The sequence below is a fragment of the Curvibacter gracilis ATCC BAA-807 genome (assembly GCF_000518645.1).
Lineage (GTDB): Bacteria > Pseudomonadota > Gammaproteobacteria > Burkholderiales > Burkholderiaceae_C > Curvibacter > Curvibacter gracilis.
In genome coordinates this window covers 157,353-176,819 of the sequence record NZ_JADZ01000016.1, presented here as the reverse complement: position 1 = coordinate 176,819, position 19,467 = coordinate 157,353, and the positions used below count along the sequence as shown (strand labels likewise).

Genomic DNA, 19,467 nt, shown 5'->3' with positions numbered 1-19,467 from the left:
CGAGATGAAAGCAATTTTTCTGCGCCTACCCCTTTAAACCTGATCGCGGGCAGTTCGGGAGGCTCGTTAGGGTTGGTTGAGTGTTGCTTGTTTTGTTTGGTAAATCGATTAATTCATTTGAATAAGGAGGACTTTATGGCTGGCAGCAATATGTTCAGCAAGAGTGGTCAGAAATTCATCGCCCGTAATCGACCCCCTCGTGTGCAGATCGAATACGACGTCGAGATCTACGGTTCCGAGAAGAAGGTCGAATTGCCCTTTGTCATGGGCGTTCTGGCCGATCTTTCCGGCAAGCCGCAGGAAGACCTTCCGAAGGTGTCGGATCGCAAGTTCCTGGAGATCGACATTGACAATTTCGATGAGCGAATGAAGGCGATCCGCCCGCGCGTGGCGTTTCCCGTTCCCAATACCCTCACAGGAGAGGGCTACCTGATGGTAGATATCAGTTTTGAAAGCATGGACGACTTTTCGCCAGCAGCGATTGCCCGACAAGTGAGTGCCTTGTCCGTGTTGCTGGATGCTCGGACCCAATTGGCCAATCTGCAGACCTATATGGACGGCAAATCAGGTGCCGAAGAGTTGTTGCGGCGTCTGCTTCAGGATGCGCCCCTGATGAAATCGCTGGCCGCCAGTCCCAAGCCGAGCTCGGACGAGTCGCTGGTCGAAGACGCCCCGCTCGCCTGAGCTTACGTCAACCAAGGAGAATTCATGCACACACACTCCCAAGTGATCGAAGCGGCGCCCCTGCAGGCTTTTGAGATCCCTATCGACGACTTCAGCAACCTGCTGGATCGTGAATTCAAACCGAAGGGGGAAAAACAACGTGAGGCGGTCGTGTCCGCCGTACGCACCCTTGCAGATCAGGCCCTCATCAACACCGTCACCCTGAGCGACGATGCCTACACCAGCATCGAAGCCATCATCGCTGAGATTGACCGCAAGCTGTCTGAGCAGATCAACCTGATCCTGCACCATGCCGAATTCCAGCAAGTCGAATCCGCGTGGCGTGGCCTCCAACATCTGGTCTTCAATACCGAGACCGATGAGATGCTCAAGATCCGATTCATGGACATCTCCAAAGATGAGTTGCGTCGTACCCTGCGGCGCTACAAGGGCATTGCCTGGGATCAGAGTCCTTTATTCAAGCGCCTCTACGAGGAGGAATACGGGCAGTTGGGTGGCGAGCCCTACGGTGCCCTGGTTGCTGACTACTACTTCGATCACACACCTCCGGATGTCGAATTGCTGTCGGCACTGGCCAAGATTGCGGCTGCAGCTCATGCTCCATTCATCTCGGGGGCAGCCCCATCGGTGTTGCAGATGGAGTCCTGGCAGGAACTCGCCAATCCGCGAGACCTGACCAAGATCACCTCCAACTTGGACCATGCCGCCTGGAACAGTCTGCGAGCCACTGAGGACTCGCGTTATGTGGGGCTGGCCATGCCCAGATTCCTCGCACGCCTGCCCTATGGGGCCAAGACCAATCCTGTTGATGAGTTCGACTTTGAAGAGCAGACCGATGGTGCGGACCACAGGAAGTATGTGTGGAACAACGCTGCGTATGCCATGGCCGTCAACGTGAATCGCAGCTTCAAGTACTTTGGTTGGTGCACCATGATCCGAGGGGTGGAATCCGGTGGAACACTGGAGGATCTTCCCGCGCACACCTTCCCTACCGACGATGGCGGCTTCGACATGAAGTGCCCCACTGAGATCGCAATCTCGGATCGTCGGGAAGCGGAGTTGGCCAAATCGGGCTTCATTCCGCTGGTCCATCGCAAGAACACGGATCATGCGACCTTCATCGGCGCACAGTCTTTGCAGAAGCCGCAGGAATACATGGATCCAGATGCGACGGCCAACGCCAACCTGTCGGCCCGCTTGCCCTATTTGTTCGCCAGCAGTCGCTTTGCGCATTACCTCAAGTGCATCGTGCGCGACAAGATCGGCTCGTTCAAAGAGCGCGAGGACATGCAGCGATGGCTCAACGAATGGATCATGCATTACGTTGATGCAGACCCCTCTAATTCATCACAAGAGACCAAGGCACGCCGCCCTCTGGCGGCTGCAGAGGTGGTTGTCGATGATGTGGAGGGCAATCCTGGCTACTACAACGCCAAGTTCTTCTTGCGCCCGCATTTCCAGCTCGAAGGGCTGACAGTCAGTCTGCGCCTCGTGGCTCGCCTGCCCTCGGGCAAGCAGGCCACATGAGCTGTCGGGCTGCCTGACCACTGCCTTGCAGTGGCCGCATAACAGGGGCTGTAACCCATCCGGTTGCAGACCCTGCCCATTGATTCCTTTTCTCTGTTTTTCATTCCATCAGGAGGCGCCATGGCTCAAGACATGTTCATCAAACTTGCCGGTATCGACGGTGAGAGTCAAGACTCGGTCCACAACAATGAGATCGATGTGCTGCAGTGGCAATGGTCGATCGTTCAAGAGTCGACCATGCACACGGGGTCGGGTGGCGGCACGGGTAAAGCCCAAGTGGGCGATCTGATGTTCGAGCACTATGTTGACCGAGCCACGCCCAATCTGTTCAAGTACTGTGTCACTGGAAAGCACATTCCAGAGGCCAAGCTCACGGTTCGCAAGGCCGGTGGCAGCCCTCTGGAATACATGAAGATCACCATGAGCGACGTGGTCGTCACCTTGGTGCAGCCGACTGGCAGTGCGACGGACGAGGTCAAGGTCCGCGAGCGCGTGGGCTTGTCATTTGCGAAGGTCAAGACTGAGTACACCGTGCAGAACCAGCAGGGCGGATCGGGTGGTGCCATCACTGCGGGCTACGACATTCAGAAGAACAAAGAGGCTTGATATCAGGCCGGTTGCGAACGAGCCACCGCGGCTATTCATGGACGGGAAACGACCCTCCGGGCTCTCCTGAGCTTCCCAGCGACGGCGCCGAAGTGAAAGACCCAGACACGGCTACCGCGTTTGGTGGCCCAACCCCTCCAATTGATGTCCGGACTGCGCCCCGTGGGTTGTCACTCCCCATGGGGCGACACAGTCCCCGAACCAAGTTCCATGCCTGAAGCCAGTCAATTCTCCATCGCCGGACGGGTCGTCGGCTCATCCACTGAGTTTTCGCAGTTCGGGGCACGACAACCGTGGACAAAGTTCTTGTCATGGCCCTCGGGGACTCACCTGCGCTCAAGTCTGTGCTGCATCCTCATGGGGGTGACGCTTACTGCATGTGGATCCCTGAGGCCTTCAACGCCGGGGCAGCGCGAGCCCACCGAGCTTGAATTGTTTATCGAGGCTTCGGACCGTCTCAACCCGGATCCGCAAGGTCGTGCTGCCCCGATTCTGTTGCGGATCTACGAGTTGCGTAGCGCTGACGCCTTCCAGGAGGCCGACTTCTTCGCGTTGTATCTCCGTGACCGGGCAACGCTGGGTGGGGAGATTTTGATGGTCGATCAGTTCATTCTCCGTCCCGGACAGGCACAGGTGCTGCAGCGCCATTCCAATCCAGAGACCCGATACATCGGAATTGTGGCGGGCTATCGTGACTTGCCCATATCGACCTGGCGCGCCCTCTACCGCTTGCCGGTGGCGCCCGAGTTGAAGTGGTACAGCGGTTTGACGCCAAGCTCAACGAGCTCTTTGCGCATTGATCTGCAATCGAACACCGTGTTGATCACCGACCTGGCGCGTACCTCGAGCATGGCAACGGCTATCCATCGGTCGGATGTGACTGGCGCCGACGTGCTGAATCTCCCTGCAGAAAAAACGCCGAAGAGCCCGTCGATGGCTCAACCACAGTCCGCGAAACCGGACACCATCCCAGACATCGGACTGTCCTCGGAGTTGAAGCTGCCCGTGCCGGAGACGCCGGGTCCATTTCATCAAGCGCCTTCGTCGCTGCCCCATCCCGACCCGCTTGAGAAACTGGTACCCAAAAAACCTATTTTTGCGCAGTGATGCGTCGAGGAGATTGCTTTCGTGAGTTGGACCAATAAAGTTGTCTGGAGTGAGGGCCTGTTTCTGCGGCCGCAATTGTTTCAGCAACAGGAACGCTACCTTGAAGCCTTTGCCCACCGCAGAAGTGCGCCGCTGTCACCGTTTTTTTGGGGTTTCAGCCATCTGGACATCGATGCCGATTCACTTTCTCTGGGCAAGTTGGTGTTGTCCAGCGCCAGCGGTGTCTTCACCGACGGAACGCCCTTCGATGTCCCGGTCCAGAACCCGCCGCCAGCACCTTTGACCCTGATGCCTCAGCACCTCGAGCAGGTGATCCACCTGGCCGTGCCGATCCGCAGCCCCAACGGCGAAGAGACCCGTTTTGACGACGTGCCTGGTTCACTGGCCCGCTTCTCGGTCTTTGAAACCGAGTTGCGTGATTCGAACTCTGTTGGTCAGGGGCCCAGGCCCGTTCAACTTGCAAGACTGCGCTTGCGACTGGTGCCAGACAAGGAGTTGAACGATGGCTGGATTGGCTTGCCTGTCGCACGCTTGCACAGCCTGAGGTCTGATGGTCGCGCCCTGCTCGATCCTGCCTTCATCCCGCCGGTGAACGCCTACGGGGCCAGCGAAACTCTGATCCAGTGGTTGCAGCAGACCCATGGCACGGCGCGCCTCAGGGCCGATTCGCTCGCCGAGCGCTTGGCGGGAAGTGACGGAAAGGCTGCAGAGGCTGGAGAGGTGACAGACTATCTGCTGTTGCAGATCATCAACCGCTATGAATCCGTGCTTGAGCACCTCCTGCTGGTCAGAGACACGCCGCTGGAGCCGATCTATGTTCTTCTGCGAAGTTTCGCCGCCGAGCTGAGCACCTACCTTCGTCCTCGCCGTCGTCGTCCTGAAGCGCTGCCCCACTACCGTCACGCGGATCCATATGCCAGTTTTCACGGCTTGACCCGCGAGGTGCAAGCGCTGCTCAATGACATATTGATCCGCAGCGCACAGTCCATTCCGCTGGAGGCGCGTCCGCATGGCATGTTCGTGGGGAGTATCGACCCCAGCGCTTTGTCCTCATACAGCAGCGTGGTTCTGGCTGTTTCGGCACAGATACCTGCCGATCTTTTGGCGCACCAGTTTCTGGCTCAGGCGAAGGTGGGACCGACCGATCGTCTGCCTGAACTGGTGCGGCTGCATTTGCCTGGCATTGGTTTGTCGGTGTTGCCTGTGCCGCCGCGGCAAATTCCCTTCAACATGGGCTTTGTCTATTTTCTGGTTGAGCCTCGGGGGGCTTTGTGGGAGCACCTGCTGCGTCACGGCGGATTTGGTCTGCACGTGGCTGGTGATGTGCCAGGCCTTCGAACGGAGCTATGGGGTGTGCGATGAAGTGGGCGCAGAGCCCAGCAAGCGATTTGCTTGGGTGACCTTGTCGGTATGTTCCGGGTTTTGCACGTATCGGACCTGATGCGAAAAAATCATGCTTTTCGGCCTGGACGCATTTGTGAACATGGCCACGGCTGCTGGCTTGCATGTTGAAATGCGTGTGCTTGAAGCTGGCTGAGCGCGGGGGCCTTCATGCCCTGGCCGCCGACCGACTTCTTCGTGATGACGACTTTTTTGTTGCCCCCGCTTCTGACAGGAGATTCCCCATGCCGATCCGTTTTGCCCCCTGCGCCCGCTGGCTGACTGCCCTGTGTCTGGCAGCAGGCTCCATCGGGGTGGCTGCAGCACCCGATGCTGCCCTGAAGGCGGCGGCCGAGAAAGCCCAGCCTGCGGTCATCGACAGCCTGCGCGAGATGGTGCTGATCGAGTCGGGCAGTTCCGATGAGGCCGGCCTGGCGCGCATGGCGGCCTTCACCGAACAGCGGCTGCAGGCCCTGGGCTTCAAGACCGAGCGCCGCAAGGCCACGGCGGGCACCGGGGCCGACATCGTGATCGGCACCTTGCAGGGCACGGGGCGCAAGCACTTCATGCTGCAGGCGCACATGGACACGGTGTACCAGCCGGGCATTCTGAAAACCCAGCCCTACAAGGTGGAAGGCGGCCGCATCTATGGCCCGGGCATTGCCGACGACAAGGGCGGCATCGCCGTCATCCTGCATTCGCTGGCCCTGTTGCGCGAGCGGGGCTGGGCCGACTTTGCCACCCTGACCGTGCTGTTCAACCCCGACGAAGAAGTGGGCTCGATCGGTTCGGGCGAGACCATTGCTGCCCTCGGCGCACAGCAGGATGTGGTGTTGTCCTTTGAGCCCACCGCCGCCAAGGCCGTGGCCCGCCAGGAAGCACTGTTGCTGGGCGCCGCCGGCACCGCCACGGTGACATTGCAGGTCAAGGGCAAGGCCTCGCATGCCGGCGCCGCCCCCGAGCTGGGTCGCAATGCCCTGATCGAGCTGTCGAACCAGTTGGTGCAGACACGCGACATCGCCAAGAGCGTGCCTGGTGCCCAGCTGAACTGGACTACCTCGCAATCGGGCACGGTGCGCAACCAGATCCCCGAGCTGGCCACGGCAGGCGCCGATGTGCGCACCACCCAGAATGGCGCGGCCGAGGCCTTGAATGACAAGCTCAAGGAGGCGGTGCAGCGCAACAAGGTGGTGCCCGACACCGAGACCAGCGTGCAGATGGTGATCGGCCGCCCGCCCTTCGTGGCCTCGGCAGCGGGGCGTGCGCTGGCCCAGCGCGCCCAGGCCATCTATGCCGAACTGGACAACCGTCCGCTCGCGCTGGTGGACATGACCGGCGGCGCCACCGATGCGGGCTTTGCCAGCCGCTCGGGCAAGGCCGCGGTGGTCGAGAGCTTCGGCCTGGCCGGTTTTGGCTACCACGCCCGCGATGAATACATCGAGGTCGACTCCATCGTGCCCCGCCTGTACCTGGCCACCCGGCTGCTGATGGAACTGGGCCAGCCTTGAGGGCCTGAGTCTCGCTTCAGGCGATGAGCTTCATGCCAGCGTGCTGGGCAGCCTTGACGTCGAAAGTCAGGGTCTGCGTGCAGCCCGCTGCGGCGGCCGATCGTTCGATCAGGCAGTCCGCAAAATCGCCCTGGCCGGTGGCGTGAGCGCGCAGCGCATGGATGACCCGATCTGCCTGCTCCACCTGGATCTGTCGGGTGTGCAGCAGGGCGTCGAGGGCTTGCGCCGCCTGCGCCCGGCTGAGCTTGTAGCTGGCGGTCAGAACCCAGTACAGCTCCAGAATGCTGGCCAAGGCCACAAAACCCAGGTTGTTGGCGTCCAATGACTCCAGCAACTGCGTGGCTTTGGCCGACTGCAGGGGGTCATCCTGCATGATGTAACGAACCAGAACGTTCGTGTCCAGGCCGATCATCGCGCCGCGGCGGCTGAGGCTTGGGCCACTGCCGCGTCCATGTCTTCCAGCGTCACCATGGCTTGCGCCGGTCCGAACATGCCCTTGAGTTCGGTGATGTCGCGGGTGGCGGCCACGAACTCATAGCGGCCGGGGGCGATCTGGACAAACTCGACCCGGTCACCCGTGTTCACCTTGAGTTCGGTCCGCACCTCAATGGGAATGGTGATCTGGCCTTTGGAGCTGAGTGTGGCAGTGGTCATGGTCTGAACCTTAGTGGCTGGCTTCGGCGGCGTCAACCGCCACCCCCACCAGCAAAGCCGCAGCCCGGGCCGCCACCCATTCCTCGTTGGCGGGCTCGACGGCCACGCGCACGGTGCTGTCGGGCGCCGAGATGCTGGCCGCGTGGCGCTGGTTGGCGGCCTCGTCCAGACGCAGGCCCAGAAAGCCCAGTTGGCGGCAGATGCGTGAGCGGATCTCGGCATTGTGTTCGCCGATGCCGGCCGTGAAGGCCAGCAGGTCCAGCCCGCCCTGCACGGCCACCAGGGCGCCGATCTCGCGCACGATGCGGCGCACATACAGATCCAGCGCTGCGCGGGCGCGCTCGTCGCTGGCCTCGTGGGCCAGCAGCACGCGCGGGTCGGACGACAGGCACGACACCCCCAGCAGGCCCGACTCGTGGTACAGCACATGCGCCACCTGCTGCAGGCTCAGCTTCTCGATTTCCATCAGGTAGATCACGGCGCCCGGGTCGAGCGCGCCGCAGCGCGTGCCCATCATCAGACCATCGAGGGCCGAGAAGCCCATGGTGGTGGCCACGCTTTTCAGATCGTTCATGGCGCACAGGCTGGCGCCCGAGCCCAGGTGGGCCACCACGGTGCGGCCCCGGGCCACATCGCCGTGGCGCTCGGGCAGCACCAGGGCCTGGTAGGCGTACGACAGGCCATGAAAGCCGTAGCGGCGCAGCCCGCGCTCCCAGGCCGCATAGGGCAGGGGAAGCATCTGCTCGACCTGGGGCAGGGTGTGGTGAAAGGCGGTGTCGAAACAGGCCACCTGCAGCAGCCGGGGCTGGCGCTGCAGCAGCGCCTCGATGGCCTCCAGCGCAAAGGGCTGGTGCAGCGGCGCCAGCGGGATGTACTCGCGCAGGTCGGCCAGCACCTGGGTGTTCACCGCCACCGGCTCGAAGTACTTGGCCCCGCCGTGCACCACCCGGTGCGCCACAGCTGCCAGGTGCCGGGCGTCCGGCTGGGCCAGCACGCGGCGCTCGATGTGTTCGAGGGCCGCGTGGTAGGGGTTGGCCGGGTCCAGGCTCAGGCCCACCGGGGGCTGGCCGGTTTCTGTGTGCGTGGCCTGGGGCCCGCCGATGCCCTCGATCTTGCCGCCCCAGATCGGGCTGCGCGGCAGCGGCTGCCGGCTGGCGTCGAAGAGGGCGAACTTGATGCTCGACGAGCCGCAGTTCAGGACCAGGATGCAGGTGTTCAGGGCGGTGTTCATGGGGGCACTCATGCAGCTTGTTCGGTCAGCCGGTTCAGGGAGGGGTGCTGCGGTAGCGGTGGGCCAGCAGCACCGCGATGGCGCACGAGCTGATGCGGCTCTCGCGCGAGTCGGCGCGGCTGGTCAGCACGATGGGCACGCGCGCGCCCAGCACGATGCCGGCGCTGGCGGCGCCGCCCAGGTATTCGAGCTGCTTGGCCAGCATGTTGCCGCTTTCCAGGTCGGGCACCACCAGCACATCGGCGCGGCCGGCCACCTCCGACTCGATGCCCTTGATGTGGGCGGCCGCGGCCGACACCGCGTTGTCAAAGGCCAGCGGGCCGTCCAGCAGGGCCCCGCTGATCTGGCCGCGGTCGGCCATCTTGCACAGGGCGGCGGCGTCCAGCGTGGCCGGCATGGCGGGGTTGACGGTCTCCACCGCGGCCAGGATGGCCACCCGGGGCTGGGCCACGCCGATGGCGTGCGCCAGCTCGATGGCATTGCGCACGATGTCGGCCTTGGCGTCCAGGCCGGGGGCGATGTTGATGGCGGCGTCGGTGATGATGAAGGGCCGGGGGTAGGCCGGGGTCTGCATCAGAAAGCAGTGGCTGATGCGGCGCTTGGTGCGCAGGCCGTGTTCGGCCGACACCACCGCGGCCATCAGCTCGTCCGTGTGCAGGCTGCCCTTCATCAGGGCCTCGGCCTGGCCTTGCTGCACCAGTTCGACGGCGCGGTCGGCGGCGGCATGGCTGTGCGGCACGTCTTCGATGGCCAGGCCGTCCAGGCTCAGGCCGGCTTCGGCGGCCACCGCCTGCAGCCGCGCGCGCGGCGCCACCAGGATGGGGGTGATCAGGCCGGCGGCCTGCGCATCCAGGGCGGCCGACAGGCTCAGGGCATCGCAGGGGTGCACCACCGCCATGCGGATCGGGCCCAGCGGGCGGGCCTCGGCCAGCAGGCGGCGCGGGCCGTCGTTGCCGGCACTCAGGTGCACCTCGGGCAGGGTGCTGCGCGGACGCGACACCGACTCGGTGGGCGCGATCACCTGGGCCTCGCCGCGGATCACGGTCACGCCGTCCTGGTTGACGCAGGCGCAGGCCAGCTTGAGCCGCTTTTTGGTCTCTTCGCGTTCGGTCACGGTGACGCTGATGTCCAGCGTGTCGCCGATGCGCACCGGGGCCATGAACTGCAGGCTCTGGCTCAGGTAGATGGTGCCGGGCCCGGGCAGGCGGGTGCCCAGCACCGCCGAGATCAGTGCGCCGCCCAGCATGCCGTGGGCGATCACGCCATGAAAGCGCGAGGCGGCGGCGTAGTCGGCGTCCAGGTGCTGCGGGTTCACGTCGCCCGACAGGATGGCGAACAGCTGGATGTCCTCGGCCGTCAGCTGGCGGCGGATGGATTCGGTGTCGCCCAGGGCGATCTGGTCGAAGGTGCGGTTGTGCACGGTCTGCAGCGTGTCGGTGCTCATGGGGGCGGTGGTTTCAGAGGGCATGGGGCGGTCCTTGATCAGGGCGTTTCGACAGAATAGGTCGGCACCGGCGTGGCGTCAGGTCCGGGTATCGGTGTGGAGCATGACCGGGCCATGACAGAGGGGCAGTGGCTTCAGGCCATCTGGCTGATGGTGTTGCGAAAGCGGGCCAGCGCAGCGCTGAACAGCACGCTGCCGATCACCGCAATCGCCAGCAGCGCCGGCCACACCACGTCCAGGCCGGCACCGCGGTACAGAATGGCCTGGGCCACGGTCACGAAGTGGGTGGTGGGGGCCGCCTGCATCAGGTCCTGCACCAGGCGCGGCATGCTTTCGCGCGGCGTCATGCCGCCCGACAGCAGCTCCAGCGGCAGCAGCACCAGCACCAGCAGCATGCCGAACTGCGGCATGGAGCGGGCCACCGTGGCCAGGAAGATGCCCATCGAGGTGGTGGCGAACAGGTGCAGCGCCACCGCCAGCATGAACAGCGCCAGCGAGCCCTGGATGGGCACGTGCAGCGCCCCCTGCACCACGAAGATCAGTGCGATCAGTGCCGCGCTCCACACCACCAGGCCCATGGCCCAGACCTTGGCCAGCATGATCTCCAGCGGGCGCACCGGCATCACCAGCAAGTGCTCGATGGTGCCGTGCTCGCGCTCGCGGATCAGGGCGGCGCCGGTCAGGATGATGGACAGCATGGTGACGTTGTTGATGATCTCCATCAGCGAGCCGAACCACGACTGCTCCAGGTTGGGGTTGAAGCGCGTGTGCACATTCAGCTCCACCGGCAACTGGGTCGGGGCCCGGTAGCGGCGCACGAACTCGTTCACCTCGTCGCTCACCATCTGCTGGATGTAGCTGCTGCCCGTGAAGGCCTGGCTCATGCGCGTGGCGTCCACATTGAGCTGCACGCGCGGCGACTTGCCGGCCAGCACATCGGCCTGGAAGTCGGGCGGGATGTCGAGCACAAAGGTGTAGTCGCCGCTGTCCATGCCGGCGTCCATCTCGGTCAGGGTCAGCAGGCGCGGGGTGTTGAAGTGCGGCGGGTAGAAGGCCTGCGCGATGCGCGCCGACAGGGGCGAGCCGTCTTCGTCGACGATGGCGACGGCTGCGTTGTGCAGCGTCTCGGGCATGGCGGTGGCGGCCACGTAGATCGACAGCGTGAAGGTGTAGGCGATCAGCACCAGCATCATCGGGTCGCGGATCAGGCTCCACAACTCTTTCACGCCCAGGCGGACAATGTTCTTGAGTCGGCTCATGGCTCAGGTCTCCTGCTTCTTCAGCAACGCCACGGCCAGGCCGAGGATCACCGGGATCGAGGCCGCCAGCGGCCAGAACGAACCGGCCAACGCCCCCAGGTCCAGCGCCTTGCTGAACACGCCGCGGCTGATGGTCAGGAAGTGGGTGGCCGGGTACACCGCCCCGATCAAGGCCCCCGTGCCCTCCAGCGAGGACACCGGGTTGAGCAGGCCGGCAAACTGCACGCAGGGGATCAGGGTGCCGATCATGGTCACGAACATGGCCGCGATCTGACTGCGCGTGAAGGTCGAGGCCAGCAGGCCGAAGCCGGTGGCGCTGATGACGAACAGCAGGGCGGCCAGCGTGAGCGTGGCCAGGCTGCCCTTCACCGGCACCCCGAACACGGTCACGGCCAGCACCGTCATGAGCGCGAAGTTGAACATGGCCAGCCCCACATAAGGCAGCTGCTTGCCCAGCAGGAACTCGGTGCGTGTGACCGGAGTGACGTACAGGTTGATGATCGAGCCCAGCTCTTTTTCGCGCACCACCGACAGCGCCGTCAGCATGGCCGGGATCATCATCAGCAGCATGGGGATCACCGCGGGCACCATGGCCGGCAGGCTTTTCACATCGGGGTTGTAGCGGTAGCGGGTCTCGATCTGGCTGGCGGTGCCCAGGTGCACGCCCAGGCGCTGTTCGGCCTGTTCGGCGATCCAGCCCATGTGCAGGGCCTGCACATAGCCGCGCACGGTCTCGGCGCGGGTGGGCATGGCGCCGTCCACCCAGGCGCCCACGCTCACGGTCTTGCCGCGCGCCAGGTCGCGGGCGAAGCCGGGTGGGATCTCGATGGCCACGGCCAGCTCGCCGCTGCGCAGGCGCCGGTCCAGCTCGGCGTCGCTGGTGATCGGGGGGCGTTCGATGAAGTAGCGCGAGCCCGACAGGTTGAGCGCGTAGTTCTGGCTCAGCACGGTCTGGTCGCGGTCCAGCACGGCGTACGAGAGGTCTTCCACGTCCAGACTGATGCCGTAGCCGATGATGAACATCAGGATGGCCGTGCCCAGCAGGGCCAGCGTGGCGCGCACCGGGTCGCGCTGCAACTCCAGGGCCTCGCGCAGCGAATAGCTCAGGGCCCGGGCCAGGCTGAAGCGCTTGCGCCGTGCGGGTGTGCCGGGGTGCTGGGGCACCGCTGCTTCAGGCGCCGCAGCGGTGGGGGCGGGCACGGGTGCGTCGGCGTCTTCACCCGTGGCCTCGCGCAGGTAGCTGATGAAGGCCGCCTCCAGCGTGGGCGCGCCGCGCTGGCGCACGATGGCTGCCGGCGTGTCGCTCACCAGCACCCGGCCCGCGTGCATCAGCGAGATGCGGTCGCAGCGCTCGGCCTCGTTCATGAAGTGGGTCGAGATGAAGATGGTCACGCCGTCCTGCCGGGCCAGGTCGATCATCAGCTGCCAGAACAGGTCGCGCGCCACCGGGTCCACGCCCGAGGTGGGCTCGTCCAGGATCAGCAGCTCGGGCTGGTGCACCATGGCCACGGCCAGCGACAGGCGCTGGCGCATGCCCAGGGGCAGGTTCTCGGGCAGGCTGCCCACCACCTCGCTGAGGCTGAAGCGCTGCACCATGTGCGCCACCCGTGCCGCCACCTCGGCTTCGGGCACGCCGAACAGGCGCGCATGCAGCACCAGGTTCTGCTCCACCGTGAGCTCGCTGTACAGCGAGAAGGCCTGCGACATGTAGCCCACGCGGCGGCGGATCGCCAGGTCATTGGGGTCGACGGTCTGGCCGAACAACAGGGCCTGGCCCTCGGTGGCGCTGAGCAGGCCGGTCAGCATCTTCATGGTGGTCGACTTGCCGCAGCCGTTGGAGCCCAGAAAGCCGAAGATCTCACCGCGCCGGATGCGGAAGTCCACATGGTCCACCGCCACGAAGTCGCCGAAGCGCATGGTCAGGCCCTGGGCCTCGATGGCCATGGCCTGGTCGGCGGCGGCGTCCAGCGGCGGCACCTGCACCGCCTGGTGGCCACGCCGGCGCTCTTCGGGCAGCAGGGCGATGAAGGCGGCCTCCAGGGTGTCGGCACCGGCCTGGTGGCGCAGTTCGGGGGCGCTGCCGGTGGCCAGCACGCGGCCCGCGTCCATGGCCACCAGCCAGTCGAAGCGCTCGGCTTCTTCCATGTAGGCGGTGGCTACGATCACGCTCATGCTCGGGCGCTCGGCGCGGATGCGGTCGATCAGGTCCCAGAACTGGCTGCGCGACAGCGGGTCCACGCCGGTGGTGGGCTCGTCCAGGATCAGCAGGTCGGGGTCGTGGATCAGCGCGCAGCACAGGCCCAGCTTCTGCTTCATGCCGCCCGAGAGCTTGCCGGCCGGCCGGCTCAGAAAGGGCGACAGCCCGGTGCTGGCGGTGAGGCTGTCGATGCGGCGGCGGCGCTCGGCCGGGCTGTGGCCGAACAGGCGGCCGAAGAACTGCAGGTTCTCCTCCACCGACAGCGTGGGGTACAGGTTCTTGCCCAGGCCTTGCGGCATGTAGGCGATGCGCGGGCACACGGCATCGCGGTGGGCGCTGCTGGCCATGTCGCCGCCCAGGGTCTCGACCCGGCCTTGCTGCACCGCGCGGGCCCCGGCCAGCAGCGACAGCAGGCTGGATTTGCCCACGCCGTCGGGGCCGATCAGGCCCACGCGGCAGCCCGCGGGCAGGCTCAGCGTGATGTTGTCCAGGGCCAGGGTGTTGCCATGTCGCAGGCTCACCCCGTCGAGGCGGGCGCAGGGGGCCGGGGCCACCTGCCCGGCGTCGCCGGTCTCACTCACTGGGGCACCTTCACGGCCAGTTCAGCAGGCCATTCGGCCTGCGGGTCGAGCTTGAGCCAGGCCACCCCGGGCAGGCCGGTCTTGACCTGCTGCAGGTGACGGCGCAGCAGATCGCGGTCGATCTGCGCCTTCACCTTGAACATCAGCTTCTGGCGCTCGCTGGCGGTCTCCACCGTCTTGGGCGTGAACTGGGCGGTGGCCGCCACATACGACACCTTGGCCGGGATCACGTACTGCGGGGCGGCGTCCAGCACCAGGTGCACCTCGCTGCCCACGGCCAGGCGGCCGGCCACGGTCTCGGGCACGAAAAAGCCCATGTTCACTTCCGACAGGTCCACCAGGTTGAGCACCTTGCCGCCCGCGCCCAGCACCTCGCCGGGCTGGGCCACGCGGTACTGCACGCGACCGGCGCGTGGGGCGACCAGGGTGCCGTCGTCGATCTCGGTCTGGATGCGGGCCACGGTGGCGTCACCGGCCACGACGGCCGCGTGGGCGCTGCCCACCTGCGAGCGGGCAGCGGCGATCGCGCTCTGGGCTGCGGCCAGTTGGGCGCGGGCGGCGGCCACGGCGGCCGTGGCGCTGCGTGCGCGGGCCCGGTCGTCGTCCAGCTCTTGTTGCGATGCGGCGCCGTCGCGGCTCAGGTCGGTGGAGCGCGCCAGGCGGCGCTGGGCGTTGTCCAGATCGGCCTCGCGGGCGGTCACGGCGGCCTGGGCGGCGGCGGCATCGCTTTCGCGCATGGCCACCTGGGCCTCGGCACTGGCCACGCCGGTCACGGCCTGGCGTTGGCGGGCCCGGGCTTCGTCGCGCTGGGCCTCCAGGCTCTGCATCTGCATGTGGGCCAGGGGCTGGTTGGCGCTGACCAGATCACCTTCGCCAACCAGGATGTCGAGCACCCGGCCCGGGGTCTTGGTGGCGATGTCGATCTCGGTGGCTTCGATGCGGCCATTGCCGCTCACAAAGCCCGGCCCGGGACCGGTGGCGCGCAGGTGGGTCCAGCCATAGGCCCCGGCGGCCAGGGCGAGGGCCAGGACAGCGGCGATGGGGAGAAGGGAAGAAGGCTTTTTCATGGTGTGACTCGGCTCCTGCGTGCGGGGGCTCAGGGTTGTGCGGTGGCGGTCCGGGGGCCGCTGGAGGGGGGGCTCGGGGGGGCGTCCGCCGCCGCCAGCGTGCCGCCGCCCAGGGCCGCGTACAGCAGCACGCGGCTGGCCATGGCGGCCCGCCGCGCCTGCACCAGTTGCTGGCCGGCGGACAGCAGGTCGCGCTGGGCGTCCAGCACCTCGAGAAAGGCGGCCGAGCCCGCGTCGAAGCGGCGCTCGGACAGGCGTGCGCGTTCGGTCTGGGCCTGCAGGGCCGCCTCGGCGATGTGCACCTGTTGCTCCAGCGCGTGGCTGGCCGACAGGGCGTCGTTCACCTCGCGGAAGGCGTTCTGGATGCTTTTTTCGTACTGCGCCACGGCTTCGAGCTGCCGCGCCTGTTGCAGGCTCAGGTTGTTCTCGCGCCGGCCGCCGTCAAACAGCGGCAGGTTCAGGCTGGGCGCAAACAGCCAGGCCTTGCTGGCGCCGCGGAACAGACCATCGAAATCGGTGCTGGTGGTGCCCAGCGCGGTGGTCAGCGTCAGGCTGGGGTAGAAGGCCGCCCGTGCCGCGCCCACCTGGGCGTGGGCCGCGCGCAACTGGTGCTCGGCCGCCACGATGTCGGGCCGCGCCTGCAGCAGTTCGGAGGGCAGGCCCGTGCGAAGCCGGGCCACCGGGCTCTGGCGGCTCAACGCGTCGGCGCGTTCGGGCAGATCCAGCGGGGCGCCGACCAGCGCGATCAGGGTCTGGGCCTGGGCGGCGCGGGCCTGCTCCAGCTGCACCACCAGGGCCTGGGCCTGGGTCAGCAGGGTCTGCACCTGGGTCAGTTGCAGGCGCGAGCTGGCGCCCATGGCCACGCGGCGGGTGAAGATGCGCAGGCTCTCGGCGCGGCTGGCCTCGGCCTGGCGGGCCAGGGCCAGGCGTTCGTCCAGCTCGCCCAGGGCCAGGTGGGCCTGGGCCACCTGGGCCACCAGGCTGAGCTCGGCGCCGCGGCGGGCCTGCTCGGCGGCTTCAGCGCTTTGGGCCGCGGCGTCCTGCAACTGGCCCAGGCGGTTCCACAGGTCCACCTCCCAGCTCACAAAGCCCAGCCCGAGGCTGGCGCCGCTGGCCTGGATGGTGCTGCCCAGCGGGTTGATGCCGGCCGGCAGGTGCACCCGGCTGTTGCCGGCCATGCCCACCACCGAAGGCAGGCTGGCCGCGTGCTGCAGACCCCAGGCGGCCTGGGCTTGCTGCACCCGGGCGGCGGCGATGCGCAGATCGCGGTTGTTGGCCAGGGCCTGGCTGATCAGCGCCTGCAGTGCCGGGTCGGTGAAGTAGCTGCGCCAGGCCAGCGTGGGGGCGGCCGGGTCGGTGGGTGAACTGGCCTCGGCGTACACGCCGGCCACGGGGGCGGCGGGCAGGGCCAGGGGCTCGGGCGTGTGGGCACAGGCGCCCAGCAGCAAGGCACCGGTCAGGGCCAAAGACAAAGTGCTCGACAAAGCGCTCGACAAAGCGCTCAGCCGTGGCCAGGTATCGCTAGGGGAATTGGAAAACAGTCGCATCGCAAGCTCAGCCCATGATGTGGACGCCAGCGTCGACGTACAGCGTGTCGCCGGTGATGGCGCGGCCGCCGTCGCTGGCCAGGAAGGTGCACAGGGCGCCGACTTCATCGAGCCCCACCAGCCGGCGCAGTGGGGAGCGGGCCGTGGCCTGGCTCATCAACTGGTCGAAATGGGCGATGCCCGAGGCCGCGCGGGTGGCCAGGGGCCCGGGCGAGACCGCGTTCACGCGGATGCCCTGCGGCCCCAGTTCGGTGGCCAGGTAGCGCACGCTGGATTCGAGGGCGGCCTTGACGGGGCCCATCAGGCCGTAGTTGGCCACCACCTCGTCGGCGCCCAGGTAGCTCATGGTCAGCAGGGCGCCGCCCTGGGTCATCAGGGGCTCGGCCAGGCGTGCCATGCGGATGAAGGAATGGCACGAGATGTCCATGGCCCGGGCAAAGCCCTCGCGCGAGCAATCGACCACCCGGCCGTGCAGGTCGGTCATCGGGGCAAAGGCGATCGAGTGCAGCACGAAGTCGAGCTGACCCCATTCACGCCCCAGGGTGTCGAACAGGGCTTCGAGCTGGCCCGGCTGCTCCACGTCGAGCGGCGCGCGGATCGGCGCCTGCAGCTGTTCGGCCAGCGGCTCGACATGGGGCCGGGCCTTGTCGTTGAGCCAGGTCACCGCGACCTCGGCCCCGGCGTCGCGGAAGGCCCGGGCGCAGCCCCAGGCGATGCTGTGTTCATTGGCGATGCCGACCACCAGGCCGCGCTTACCTTGCAGGGGGGGTGTCATTCACTTCTCCATCACGTAGTGGCCGGGGGCGGGGTACAGCACCGGGTGTTCGGGGGCGCCGAGGGCGGGCGGGGCGACGGGAGCGCCGGAATGGGCTCCCAGCCAGTCGCGCCAGGCCGGCCACCACGAGCCCTCGACCTGGGGCGCCTGGGCCTGCCAGGTGTCGGCACTGAGGGCTGCGCCGTCGGCGCTGCGGGTCAGGCACTGGTAGTGGCGGTGAGCGTGGCCCGGCGGGCTGACGATGCCGGCGTTGTGGCCGCCATTGGTCAGCACGAAGCTGATCTCGGCCGGGCTCAGGTGGTGCAGCTTGTAGACCGAGCGCCAGGGGGCCACGTGGTCGGTCACCGTGCCCACCATGAACACTGGCAGGCGCAGGCTGGTCAGCGACACCGTGTGCCCTTTGACCCGGTAGCGCCCGGCCGCCAGGTCGTTGTTCAGGAACAACTGGCGCAGGTACTGCGAATGCATGCGCGCGGGCATGCGGGTGGCATCGGCGTTCCAGGCCATCAGGTCGTTCATGGCGGGGCGCTCGCCCAGCATGTACTCGTTGATCAGGCGCGACCACAGCAGGTCGTTGGAGCGCAGCATCTGGAAGGCGCCGGCCATCTGGCCCGCGCTCAGGGTGCCGGTCTGCGCCATCTGCGCCTCCAGCAGGCTGAGCTGGCTCTCGTCGATGAACAGGCCCAGCTCGCCGGGTTCGCTGAAGTCGGTTTGGGCCGCGAACAGCGTCATCGAGGCCAGCTCGTCGCGGCCGTCGCGCGCCAGGGCCGCCGCCGCGATGGCCAGCAGGGTGCCGCCCAGGCAGTAGCCGGACGCATGCACCTTCTGCGCCGGGCAGATGGTCTGCACCGCCTGCAAGGCGGCTTCAAAGCCCAGCTCGATGTAGTCGTCCATGGCCAGGTCGCGTTCGGCCTCGGTGGGGTTCTTCCAGGAGATGCAGAACACGGTGTGGCCCTGGTCCAGCAGGTAGCGGATCAGCGAGTTCCCGGGCGACAGGTCCAGGATGTAGTACTTCATGATCCAGGCCGGCACGATGAGCACCGGCTCGGGGTGCACCTGGGCCGTGGTGGGGCGGTACTGGATCAGCTCGATCAGGCGGTTTTGCAGCACCACCTCGCCCGGGGTGCAGGCCAGGTCGCGCCCCACCTCGAAGGCCTCGGTGCCCGCCGCCGGCGCATGCGTGCTGGCGCGCTGCAGGTCGTCCTGGGCGAAGGAGGCGCCGCGCAGCAGGTTCAGCCCATGCTCCTGCAGGGTGCGGTGCAGCACCACCGGGTTGGCCGGCAGCAGGTTGCCGGGCGAGAACATGTCCAGCCACTGCCGGGTGCCGAAGGCCACCAGATCGGCGTGGTGCTTTTCCACCCCCCAGACCTCGCTGGTGGCCTGTTGCCACCATTGCTCGTTCAGCAGAAAGCCCTGGTGCAGCAGGTTGAAGGGAAAGCGCAGCCATTCAGGGTCGGCAAAGCGGCGGTCGCGTGCGGGCGGCTCGACGCACTGGCGTGCCGGGCCGGGGCCGGCCATCAGGCATTCGGTGGCGTAGCGGGCAAACTGCTCACCCTGCTGCCAGGCCAGTTGGGCCAGCGCCAGGCGCTTGCCGGGCGACAGCGCCAGGTGCATGGCCCAGTCCATTCCGGCCAGCCAGGGCGAGGCCAGCGACATCGAGCCGCTGTGGCGGGCCAGCGCGGCGTGGAAGGCCGCATCCAGCGCAGTGGCGGCTTGCGCCGTGGCGGAGGCGGTCTGATCGGCGGAATCGGGTGTGCTCATGGTGAACGGTCTCTTCCGTTGGTTGGATGAGCTTGACTCTAGGCAAGTCGCATACCGCCGGTGATGATCTGGATCAAACTAACGACCGACTGGTCGGTATCTAATAAATGATCAACAAGTCACTGCCATGACCACGACG

At 66.4% G+C, this 19,467-nt stretch carries 16 protein-coding genes and 1 pseudogene; 7 read left to right on the top strand and 10 right to left on the bottom strand.

The genetic code is table 11. The features are described 5' to 3' along the window. Positions 1–150: 150 nt before the first annotated feature. From tssB to L880_RS0114710, 7 genes and pseudogenes are all read left to right on the top strand, one after another. Positions 151–684: a type VI secretion system contractile sheath small subunit gene (gene tssB, locus L880_RS0114735; protein WP_027476330.1), complete on the top strand. Its 534-nt coding sequence runs from the start codon at positions 151–153 to the stop codon at positions 682–684. Positions 685–708: 24 nt separating this feature from the next. Next, positions 709–2,211, top strand: a complete 1,503-nt coding sequence (gene tssC, locus L880_RS0114730) for a type VI secretion system contractile sheath large subunit (RefSeq protein WP_084461319.1) — start codon at positions 709–711, stop codon at positions 2,209–2,211. 120 nt (positions 2,212–2,331) lie between these two features. Beyond that, on the top strand, positions 2,332–2,817 hold the full coding sequence (locus tag L880_RS0114725) for an Hcp family type VI secretion system effector (protein WP_027476328.1): 486 nt from the start codon (positions 2,332–2,334) through the stop codon (positions 2,815–2,817). A gap of 210 nt (positions 2,818–3,027) precedes the next feature. Further along, positions 3,028–3,924: a type VI secretion system lipoprotein TssJ gene (tssJ, locus tag L880_RS34405; protein WP_169737762.1), complete on the top strand. Its 897-nt coding sequence runs from the start codon at positions 3,028–3,030 to the stop codon at positions 3,922–3,924. 21 nt (positions 3,925–3,945) lie between these two features. Then, positions 3,946–5,286 (top strand): type VI secretion system baseplate subunit TssK, encoded by a 1,341-nt coding sequence (gene tssK / locus L880_RS0114715; RefSeq protein WP_027476327.1) that lies wholly within the window; start codon positions 3,946–3,948, stop codon positions 5,284–5,286. Positions 5,287–5,352: 66 nt separating this feature from the next. Then, positions 5,353–5,461: pseudogene (locus tag L880_RS36395) on the top strand (helix-turn-helix domain-containing protein); the annotation flags it as partial. 88 nt (positions 5,462–5,549) lie between these two features. Beyond that, complete coding sequence (locus L880_RS0114710; RefSeq protein WP_043329512.1) at positions 5,550–6,812, top strand: glutamate carboxypeptidase; 1,263 nt, start codon at positions 5,550–5,552, stop codon at positions 6,810–6,812. Between the two features lie 16 nt (positions 6,813–6,828). Here the strand turns inward: L880_RS0114710 and L880_RS0114705 are convergent, their stop codons facing one another. The 10 genes from L880_RS0114705 to L880_RS0114660 form a co-directional block, all read right to left on the bottom strand. Then, positions 6,829–7,224: a type II toxin-antitoxin system VapC family toxin gene (locus L880_RS0114705; protein ID WP_027476325.1), complete on the bottom strand. Its 396-nt coding sequence runs from the start codon at positions 7,222–7,224 to the stop codon at positions 6,829–6,831. Then, positions 7,221–7,466 (bottom strand): AbrB/MazE/SpoVT family DNA-binding domain-containing protein, encoded by a 246-nt coding sequence (locus L880_RS0114700; protein ID WP_027476324.1) that lies wholly within the window; start codon positions 7,464–7,466, stop codon positions 7,221–7,223. Before L880_RS0114700 ends, L880_RS0114705 begins: the two co-directional genes overlap by 4 nt. Positions 7,467–7,476: 10 nt before the next feature. Then, positions 7,477–8,697, bottom strand: coding sequence for an acetate/propionate family kinase (locus tag L880_RS0114695; protein ID WP_043329510.1), 1,221 nt, complete (start codon positions 8,695–8,697; stop codon positions 7,477–7,479). 34 nt (positions 8,698–8,731) lie between these two features. Beyond that, the gene (locus L880_RS0114690) at positions 8,732–10,165 is read right to left on the bottom strand and encodes a bifunctional enoyl-CoA hydratase/phosphate acetyltransferase (protein WP_027476322.1); all 1,434 of its coding nucleotides are present in this window, start codon (positions 10,163–10,165) and stop codon (positions 8,732–8,734) included. A gap of 110 nt (positions 10,166–10,275) precedes the next feature. Further along, positions 10,276–11,400 carry an ABC transporter permease gene (locus L880_RS0114685; protein WP_027476321.1) on the bottom strand — a complete coding sequence of 375 codons (1,125 nt, stop codon included), beginning with the start codon at positions 11,398–11,400 and terminating at the stop codon, positions 10,276–10,278. A gap of 3 nt (positions 11,401–11,403) precedes the next feature. Then, the gene (gene rbbA, locus L880_RS0114680) at positions 11,404–14,178 is read right to left on the bottom strand and encodes a ribosome-associated ATPase/putative transporter RbbA (protein WP_245615160.1); all 2,775 of its coding nucleotides are present in this window, start codon (positions 14,176–14,178) and stop codon (positions 11,404–11,406) included. Next, positions 14,175–15,245: an HlyD family secretion protein gene (locus L880_RS0114675; RefSeq protein WP_027476319.1), complete on the bottom strand. Its 1,071-nt coding sequence runs from the start codon at positions 15,243–15,245 to the stop codon at positions 14,175–14,177. The genes rbbA and L880_RS0114675 overlap by 4 nt, the downstream gene beginning before the upstream one ends. Positions 15,246–15,274: 29 nt before the next feature. Continuing rightward, positions 15,275–16,711 carry an efflux transporter outer membrane subunit gene (locus tag L880_RS32445; RefSeq protein WP_245615159.1) on the bottom strand — a complete coding sequence of 479 codons (1,437 nt, stop codon included), beginning with the start codon at positions 16,709–16,711 and terminating at the stop codon, positions 15,275–15,277. Between the two features lie 88 nt (positions 16,712–16,799). Next, positions 16,800–17,567 carry an enoyl-ACP reductase FabI gene (gene fabI / locus L880_RS0114665; protein WP_019574199.1) on the bottom strand — a complete coding sequence of 256 codons (768 nt, stop codon included), beginning with the start codon at positions 17,565–17,567 and terminating at the stop codon, positions 16,800–16,802. Then, a complete protein-coding gene (locus L880_RS0114660; protein ID WP_027476318.1) occupies positions 17,568–19,328 on the bottom strand; it encodes a PHA/PHB synthase family protein in 1,761 nt (586 codons plus the stop codon). Positions 19,329–19,467: the final 139 nt, after the last annotated feature.